The organism is Brachybacterium tyrofermentans (assembly GCF_039526165.1).
Lineage (GTDB): Bacteria > Actinomycetota > Actinomycetes > Actinomycetales > Dermabacteraceae > Brachybacterium > Brachybacterium tyrofermentans.
In genome coordinates this window covers 1-2,599 of record NZ_BAAAIR010000088.1, presented here as the reverse complement: position 1 = coordinate 2,599, position 2,599 = coordinate 1, and the positions used below count along the sequence as shown (strand labels likewise).

At 65.3% G+C, this 2,599-nt stretch carries 2 protein-coding genes; both read left to right on the top strand.

Features of this window, described 5'->3' with window-relative positions; all coding sequences use genetic code 11:
• The first annotated feature begins 137 nt into the window (after positions 1–137).
• Positions 138–1,442, top strand: coding sequence for an IS256 family transposase (locus ABD093_RS18395; protein WP_096197741.1), 1,305 nt, complete (start codon positions 138–140; stop codon positions 1,440–1,442).
• A gap of 442 nt (positions 1,443–1,884) precedes the next feature.
• Complete coding sequence (locus ABD093_RS18390; protein ID WP_096197742.1) at positions 1,885–2,427, top strand: hypothetical protein; 543 nt, start codon at positions 1,885–1,887, stop codon at positions 2,425–2,427.
• The last annotated feature ends 172 nt before the right edge of the window (positions 2,428–2,599 follow it).

Genomic DNA, 2,599 nt, shown 5'->3' with positions numbered 1-2,599 from the left:
GAGGAATGATCAGAACCTGTGGATGGCTCTCGGCGAGGTGGCGTGCAAGGGACGCACCTTCCCGAGGATGATCTGCAAGGAACGAAGACTCTGATCAAGGACCGGCGTTGGAGCGCTGGTTCGGGAAGGTACGCCCTATGCTCAAGATAGTCCCCGACAACGATGACGCCAACCACGACGACGGCGCGGCGGACGGATCGTCGCTGCTGGATGCGATCGTGCGCGACGGTGCCCGGCAGATGCTCGCAGCCGCGTTGCAGGCCGAGGTCGCCTCCTACGTCGATGCCCACGCCGACGAGGTCGACGAGAACGGTCACCGGCTGGTGGTGCGCAATGGCTATCACGATGCCCGGGAGGTGACCACGGCGGCCGGCGCGGTGCCGGTGACCGCGCCGCGGGTCAACGACAGACGCGTCGACGAGACCACCGGGCAGCGCAAACGGTTCGCCTCGGCGATCCTGCCTGCTTGGGCACGCAAGTCCCCACAGGTCGCTGAGGTGCTGCCGCTGCTGTACCTGCACGGGCTCTCCAGCAGCGACTTCGCGCCGGCGCTGGAGCAGTTCCTCGGCTCGGCTGCCGGGCTCTCGCCAGCAACGATCACCCGGCTGACCGGCCAGTGGCAGGGCGAGGCGGTCGCGTTCAACACCCGGTCGCTGGCCGACACCGACTACGTCTACGTCTGGGTCGACGGGATCCACCTCAAGGTCCGCCTGAACCAGGACAAGATCTGCCTGCTGGTGATGATCGGCGTCCGCGCCGACGGCACCAAGGAGCTGATCGCCCTCGATGACGGCCACCGCGAGTCCGCCGAGTCATGGGCCGACCTGCTGCGCGACTGCAAACGCCGCGGGATGGCCGCCCCGGTCCTCGCGATCGGCGACGGGGCGCTGGGGTTCTGGTCCGCCGTCCGCGACGTCTTCCCGGCCACCCGGGAACAGCGCTGCTGGTTCCACAAGATCGCCAACGTGCTCAACGCGCTGCCCAAGTCCGCCCAGCCGGGCGCGAAGAAGGCGTTGGCCGAGATCTGGCAGGCCGAAGACCGCGCCCACGCCGAAGCCGCCGCGGCAACCTTCGCCGACGAGTACGGCGTCAAGTGGCCCAAGGCGGTCGCGAAGATCGCCGACGATCTCGATGTGCTGCTGGAATTCTACGACTACCCCGCCGAGCACTGGGTCCACCTGCGCACCACGAACCCGATCGAGTCGACCTTCGCCACCGTCCGGTTGCGCCAGCGCGTCACCAAGGGCCCCGGTTCCCGGGCTGCCGGGATCGCGATGGCGTTCAAGCTGATCGAGTCCGCCCAGACCCGCTGGCGGGCCGTGAACGCACCCCACCTGGTCGCCCTCGTCCGCGCTGGCGCGGCCTTCGAGAAAGGCCGCCTCGTCGAACGCCCCGACGACCAGACCGACCACGAATCAGGAGAGCAACAACATGCCGCCTGAGACGTGGACGAACACGTGTGCCGGCACGTCCACCGCAGCCCGGGCCGCCCTTCGCGAATGGGAGGGCGTGTTCGATGCTGCGGATGCTGGTGTTGCACCACTACATCCGAACGGTGCGATCCGGCCATCGGACGAGGCGCGCCATCCCCACGCGGACCAGGCGGAAGCTCGACACCATCGTGATCAGCTCGCCACTGGAGTACTCAGCGTAGAGGCTTCGGATGGAAGTCCGGCCCGGCCGGCAACTTCGACCCACTACGTGGAGAATGCTACGGTCGAGTTTTTTCCCGAGGGTTCCGTTAGATCCCGCAGAGAGGTAGTGCACGCAATGGAGCGTTCAACACGCAATGACGAAGCCGCAGGACCGAACGAGGCAACGGGCGCGCACTACTCGCCTTCTCGGCGATCGCTTTTTGTTGCCGCATCGGTCGCTGGAGTTTCGATGACCGCGCCCGCCGTTGCCCGAGCTGAGGGCTCCGACCCTCTGGCAGACACCTCTTCGCTGACCGACGAAGAGGTGGCTGTCGTGAACAACACTGCTGCTGGACTCGCGGACGTGGAGACCAACGGCGGAATTAGGTTGGAGGACGGAACCTTCCAAGCTTTCGACTTCGACATGCTGTTCGAGGCGCTAGATGGTGGCCACACGAACCAGACCGCGCTGGTCGCAGCCGCCACTTCCAGGAGTCCCGCAGCTGTCACTCCGCAATGGGACAACTCTCATTTCGGCAAGTGTCTCGCAAAGAAGATCGGCATCGCGGACATCAAAGCAATTATCAAAGCGTTTGCCGAACCTAAGGTGCGAAAGGCACTGAAGAGCAAGCAATGGAAGAAGGCTTCGTCCATCGCTTTCAATATCCTCAAGAAGACGTCTCCTAAGATCGCGAAATTCCTCATCAAGAAGGCCGCGCACTCCGTCCTTCCGGGTGGCGTAGTCGGCGTGCTCGCTCTGGCGGCCGGGCAGTGCGCTCTCGGGGAGATCTAGTCTTGGCGAGGAGCTCTGACCCGGGTCGGCCCGAGCGACACGACTCGCCCGTTCGCAACAGGAGTCGTCGTGCCTCCGGAAGGTTCATCGGCTGGATCGCTGTGGTCGCCGTGGTGGTGATCATCGGATTTCCTACTGCCCTACTCTTCGGCGCAGGCGACGCCGTTTTCGG